Annotated in this window: 7 protein-coding genes; 6 read left to right on the top strand and 1 reads right to left on the bottom strand. The window is 45.5% G+C overall.

What is annotated here, in order from left to right; genetic code table 11:
- Positions 1–166 precede the first annotated feature (166 nt).
- Entirely contained in the window at positions 167–706 is a 540-nt protein-coding gene (locus LWH95_RS14620) for a DUF4352 domain-containing protein (RefSeq protein ID WP_148982592.1), read from the top strand.
- Positions 707–779: 73 nt separating this feature from the next.
- Here the strand turns inward: LWH95_RS14620 and galE are convergent, their stop codons facing one another.
- Positions 780–1,799 (bottom strand): UDP-glucose 4-epimerase GalE, encoded by a 1,020-nt coding sequence (gene galE / locus LWH95_RS14615; protein WP_232919865.1) that lies wholly within the window; start codon positions 1,797–1,799, stop codon positions 780–782.
- A gap of 264 nt (positions 1,800–2,063) precedes the next feature.
- Here galE and LWH95_RS14610 point away from each other — a divergent pair, with 264 nt between their 5' ends.
- The 5 genes from LWH95_RS14610 (at position 2,064) to LWH95_RS21630 (ending at position 5,933) form a co-directional block, all read left to right on the top strand.
- Positions 2,064–2,537 (top strand): DUF1453 family protein, encoded by a 474-nt coding sequence (locus tag LWH95_RS14610; protein ID WP_148982339.1) that lies wholly within the window; start codon positions 2,064–2,066, stop codon positions 2,535–2,537.
- Between the two features lie 17 nt (positions 2,538–2,554).
- Positions 2,555–3,775 carry a sensor histidine kinase gene (locus LWH95_RS14605; RefSeq protein ID WP_148982338.1) on the top strand — a complete coding sequence of 407 codons (1,221 nt, stop codon included), beginning with the start codon at positions 2,555–2,557 and terminating at the stop codon, positions 3,773–3,775.
- Positions 3,762–4,418, top strand: coding sequence for a two-component system response regulator YxJL (gene yxjL / locus LWH95_RS14600; RefSeq protein WP_148982337.1), 657 nt, complete (start codon positions 3,762–3,764; stop codon positions 4,416–4,418). Before LWH95_RS14605 ends, yxjL begins: the two co-directional genes overlap by 14 nt.
- A 49-nt stretch (positions 4,419–4,467) precedes the next feature.
- Positions 4,468–5,700 carry a peptidase T gene (pepT, locus tag LWH95_RS14595; protein WP_148982336.1) on the top strand — a complete coding sequence of 411 codons (1,233 nt, stop codon included), beginning with the start codon at positions 4,468–4,470 and terminating at the stop codon, positions 5,698–5,700.
- Positions 5,701–5,804: 104 nt separating this feature from the next.
- Positions 5,805–5,933, top strand: coding sequence for a hypothetical protein (locus tag LWH95_RS21630; protein WP_003236190.1), 129 nt, complete (start codon positions 5,805–5,807; stop codon positions 5,931–5,933).
- The last annotated feature ends 67 nt before the right edge of the window (positions 5,934–6,000 follow it).

Below are 6,000 nucleotides of genomic sequence, written 5' to 3'. Positions count from 1 at the left end.
CATATGTACTATAATGCCTATAATAGTACATATGTTTTGTACATTTAATTACATAGGAGGAAATATAATGGCAGGAAAACTAGTACCCTGTAAAGCTTGCGGTCAAGAAATTGCAAAGGGTGTAAAAAAATGTCCTAACTGTGGTAAGGATCAACGTAACTTTTTTATGCGACATAAGATCATTACGTTTATTCTCGCAGTTGTTGTTATCATTATTATTGCTAACATTGGCGGCGGAGGCGGTTCAGAAGCCACTTCCAAAACATCAAGCAGCAGCAAAGCAGAAACTGAAAAAACATACAATATCGGTGATACTGTAAAAACTGAAAAAACTGAAGTAACGGTTACGAAAGTAGAGGACAGAGATACTGTCGGCACTCAATACATTGAAAAGAAAGCCTCTGATGGAGGCACTATCGTAGCTGTTCAATATACAATTAAAAACGTATCTAAAAAGCCGATAAGTTCTTTTTCAATTCCAACTGTTAAATTAGTTGATGGCGATGGCACTTCTTATGATTCCGATATCGATGCTTCTTCGACCTATGCAACTGAGACAAAAGTTGACAACTCTAAAATATTAAGTGATCTAAATCCTAATATTAAAGTAACAGATGTGAAAGCATTCGAAGTGGACAAGGATGCTTACGCTAAAGGAACTTGGAAGCTCAAATTCAGTAATGATGTTATTGTGAAAATCAAATAATAGCTGAAAAGGGTGCCCTTCAGGCGCCCTTTTTCTCTAAAAAAGGCCTTCTCTGTTGAGAAGGCCTCTATTCTTATTCCGCACTCTTATACCCATTCACATTAGAAGACTGCCATCTCCAGGAATCGGCACACATTTCCTCAAGGCCTCGTTTCGCTTCCCAGCCCAGTTCCCGCTTGGCTTTTGCAGGATCTGCGAAGCAGGTCGCAATGTCTCCAGGACGGCGGTCCGCAAAACGGTACGGAACCTCTTTCCCTGACACTTTTTCAAAGGCTTTGACCATTTCAAGCACGCTGTAGCCTGTACCTGTTCCGAGGTTGTATGCATCGGCTCCTGTATCGTTCAATACTTTTTCCAGCGCTTTGACGTGGCCTTCTGCAAGATCAACGACGTGAATATAATCACGTACGCCTGTCCCGTCTTTTGTCGGATAGTCATTTCCGAATACGCTTAGTTGCTCAAGCTTGCCGACAGCCACCTGCGCCACATACGGCATGAGGTTATTCGGAATGCCGTTCGGGTCTTCACCGATCCGTCCGCTTGGATGCGCGCCGAACGGATTAAAGTAACGAAGCAGCGCAACGCTCCATTCATTGTCTGCTGTATACAAATCACGCAAAATTTGTTCAAGCATGAGCTTCGTCTGCCCATAAGGATTTGTCGCACCTAATGGAAAATCCTCCGTAATCGGTGATGTTTCCGGAACGCCGTACACCGTCGCAGACGAACTGAATACGATTTTTTTGACGCCGTATTTCTCCATGACCTCACATAAAATAAACGTTCCTGTCAGATTGTTATGATAATATTTGAGCGGAATCGCCACAGATTCACCGACTGCTTTTAACCCCGCAAAATGAATCACAGCTTCAATTTCATTTTCCGCAAAAACGGAATCTACCGCTTCCCGATCCAATAGATCCGCTTCATAGAACGTTAAATCTTTTCCCGTAATCTCCTTGACGCGGTTCAGCGCCTCAGCCGAGCTGTTGGACAGATTATCAAGAACGACAATCTCATAGCCGCTGTTCAATAACTCCACACATGTGTGGCTTCCGATGTATCCCGCACCGCCTGTAACAAGTATTGCCATGATGTAAACCCTCCTAAAAAATGACCTGATATTATTATATAGTGTTTAGAACTGGCCTACATCCATTTTTAAGAAGTTTAATTGTTTATTAATAGTTTCTTCATATTTTTTGTAGGCAATCATATAGAGGACATTCAGCATTTTCACGCCATGTTACATGACTTTATGCAGCGCGAACAAGTATAGCAGCTGAAAAATCAATCTGCCGGTTGACGTTTTCTTTTGCAATTTTCGCTATGCTTCATACAGAAAGGATTTGATGACATGGCGATGAGCCCTTATATTTTTATTGTCTTTATTCTTATTATTTTATCGATGTATCGAGAAAGAACGGTAAAACCCGTGAAATTGCTGATCATTCCGCTGCTGCTGTTATGGGGCGTATCAGCATCTTTTCAGCCTTCATATTTTCATTCTGTTTTACACGTGGCGATCAGCAGCATCTTATTACTGATTGGACTGTCCTGCGGGTTTGGCATCGGGAAGATGGTAAACGTGCGGATTCATCCAGAAACCGGAAAGGTCACTTCACGCGGCTCACTTGGAAGTGTTATCCTCATTCTAGTGATACTTTCTTTGCGTATGGCTGCGAGAATATGGCTGCCTGAGAGCAACGAGATTTTTATTGCCATTATTCATTCTATGTTCTTCATTCCCCTCGGCACCATCACAGCCCGCAATCTCATGCTTTACAAAGCATACAGACGGCTGACCGCAGGCAAAGTATCGATTCAATAACTGAAAGAAGGACCAGAATGAACCGACAATCTTCGGCTCGGCACTACAAGAAATTTGTGCCGAGCCTTATTCTCATATTGAATTGCATACAATGTTTATCTCATCCATCCGAAGCTGATCCCATTTTGTTAGCGTTTGTGTTTGCGGTGTACTTAGCATTCGTGTGGATCATTCCCTATGTGGCATCCGCTGCTATCAATTTGGGCATATTCATCGGACTTTGGCTCCTGACCGTTTTCCTTTGGGCTGTTTCCGGCCAAGAGCAGGGTGCCGCCTTTTTCTTAATCGTCTTTTTATTGGTTTATACGGCTATAAAGCTTCCTGCACGCCTGTCCTTGATCTTTACAATATGCCTAATTGGAGGCAACGTTTTCTTTCTGTACACTGTTTTTGACAGCAGCTGGGATGATATCATTAGTAACATCTCGATCATGATCGGACTGTACGTATTCTTCTCCTCCATGCGTTTCAGACGGGAAGCCAGAAAAGAGGCTGAACGGAATCATGCTGAATTAGCGAAAATGCACGTGCAGCTGGAGCAGGCGCATGAAGAACTCCAGAAAGCGCACGCAGAGCTGCAGGAGGCTTCTGTTCTTTCTTTAAGGTACGCGGTCCTTGAGGAGCGCACAAGAATAGCCCGCGACATTCATGACAGCATCGGCCATCAGCTGACTTCTGTGATTGTTCAGCTTCAATCTCTTCCCTATATCCTGAAAAGCAGCAAGGAGGATTCAGAAAAAGTCATTCAAAATGTACTGAGTGTCGCCAGAGAATGCCTTCAAGAAGTACGTTCTGTCGTTCACCAAATGGGACGAAGTGAATCCATGGTTGGCCTTACCGCTTTGCGGGGGCTTATCCATCAAGTGGAGGAACGGAGCGGTTTGCACGTTTCTTTAGACACTGCCGGCCTGTCAGAAGAGTCTTGGCCTCAAAACGTAAGCGAAACGATCTACCGCATCTTGCAGGAAGCGCTGACCAATATCATTCGTCATGCTCACGCTTCCCATGCGGCTGCCGTAATCTCAAATGACGAGACACATCTTTATCTCACAATCACCGACGACGGACAATTCACCGGCAATCTTACTTATGGATTTGGCCTGACAGGAATGAAAGAGCGCGCTGAAAAAGCAGGCGGTTCCCTGTCCCTCAGCACTGTGCAGCCGAGCGGCCTGCAAATTGAGCTGGCATTGCCGCTCATGACAACGAATAAGGAGCAAAAAGATGAACAAAGATAAAATACGCGTCGCACTTGCCGATGATCAGCCGCTAGTGCGCGAAGGATTCCGCTATGTCATCAACGCACAGCCGGATATGACGGTTTCCGGTGAGGCCGGCGACGGACACGGCATCATTGCACTGGCAAAGCAAACAAAACCCGACGTCATCCTCATGGATGTCCAAATGCCGCATTGCTCAGGCATCGAAGCGGCAAAAGACATTATGTCCGCACTCCCAGATACAAAGGTTGTCATTTTAACCACCTTCGACACGGAAGAATATGTATTTGAAGGCATCCGTGCGGGTGCAGTCGGCTATTTGCTGAAAGATACGCTTCCTGAAGAATTGATAGACGCCATTCGCGCCGCGGCCAGAGGCGAAGCGATTTTCCGTACGGCCACAGCTGCTAAAATTATCAGTGAGACATTTCGCTCGAAGCAACAGACTCAAGCCGAAGAACTGGCAGAGCCGTTTACCAAAAGAGAGCTCGAGGTTCTTCAGCAAATGGCCTATGGGTTGAGAAATGAAGAGATTGCTGAAAAGCTTTTCGTCAGCGAAAGCACTGTGAAAACCCACGTGCACCGCATCCTGCAAAAATGTAACGCCCAAGACCGGACACAGGCAGTCGTTTTTGCCATTCGAAACGGTATTGTGCAATAGAAATCTCTCATCCCGCCATGATAAAATAAGACAAAGGAGATGATTGGAAATGAAAGAAGAAATCATTGAACGGTTTACTACATACGTAAAGGTCGACACACAGTCCGATGAATCCGTCGACACCTGCCCTTCCACACCCGGCCAATTGACGTTAGGAAACATGCTTGTCGATGAATTGAAGTCAATCGGCATGCAGGACGCAGCCATTGATGAAAACGGCTATGTCATGGCGACTCTTCCCTCCAATACTGAAAAAGACGTGCCAACAATCGGCTTTCTCGCCCACGTCGACACCGCCACAGACTTTACCGGCAAAAATGTGAATCCGCAAATCATCGAGAGCTACGATGGAAAAGACATCGTCCTTAACGAACAGCTTCAGGTCATCCTGTCGCCTGATCAATTCCCTGAGCTGTCCGGCTATAAGGGCCACACACTCATCACCACAGACGGCACAACCCTTCTCGGCGCAGACAATAAAGCCGGCATTGCCGAAATCATGACAGCCATGGATTACCTCATCAAACACCCTGAAATCAAGCACGGCACAATCAGAGTCGCCTTTACGCCTGATGAAGAAATCGGGAGAGGCCCGCACAAATTTGATGTGAAACGATTCAATGCGTCCTTTGCCTACACAGTTGACGGCGGTCCGCTCGGCGAGCTTGAATACGAAAGCTTCAATGCCGCTGCCGCAAAAATCACGATCAAAGGCAACAACGTACATCCCGGCACGGCAAAAGGGAAAATGATCAACTCTGCAAAAATCGCAATGAAGCTGAACAGCCTGCTGCCGGCAGACGAAGCGCCTGAATATACAGAAGGCTACGAAGGCTTCTACCACCTGCTGTCGATTCAAGGAGATGTAGAGGAAACAAAACTCCACTACATTATCAGAGACTTTGACAAAGAAAACTTCCAAAGCAGAAAAGAAACAATGAAGCGAGTCGTTGAAGAACTTCAAAACGAATACGGGCAAGACCGGATTCAGCTTGATATGAACGATCAATACTACAACATGAGAGAGAAAATCGAACCTGTCATCGAAATCGTCAACATTGCCGAGCAAGCGATGAAAAACCTCGGCATCGAACCGAAGATTTCTCCAATCCGCGGCGGCACGGACGGATCCCAGCTGTCTTACATGGGACTCCCGACGCCAAACATCTTTACCGGCGGGGAAAACTTCCACGGAAAGTTCGAATACATCTCAGCTGATAACATGGTCAAAGCCGTAAACGTCATCGTTGAGATTGCAAAGCTGTTTGAAGAACAGGCGTAATGCCAAAAGCCAGTCCAAAAAAGGGCTGGTTTTTTTGCGTAAAAACGAAACATTTTGAATACGTCCTCCGTAAAACAAGTATCAACACATGAGGAGGAAAAACAATGACAAAACATGCAATCGCTGCAAAAAAGAGCCTATTTAAAAAATGGATCACGATCCGGCCTCTTAAAATGCAAAAGAAATCGAGCCCGTTTCAAAAGATCAGAAAAATGTTCAAACGCTTCTTCTGATAAGACATCCAAATCCCCAAAACCACAATCTGCATTCCCCCGTACCGCCCAAATGCTCCGTAATTTG

The sequence above is a fragment of the Bacillus sp. G16 genome (genome assembly GCF_021282335.1).
Taxonomy (GTDB): Bacteria; Bacillota; Bacilli; order Bacillales; family Bacillaceae; genus Bacillus; species Bacillus inaquosorum.
This window is presented reverse-complemented; position numbering and strand designations above follow the sequence as displayed.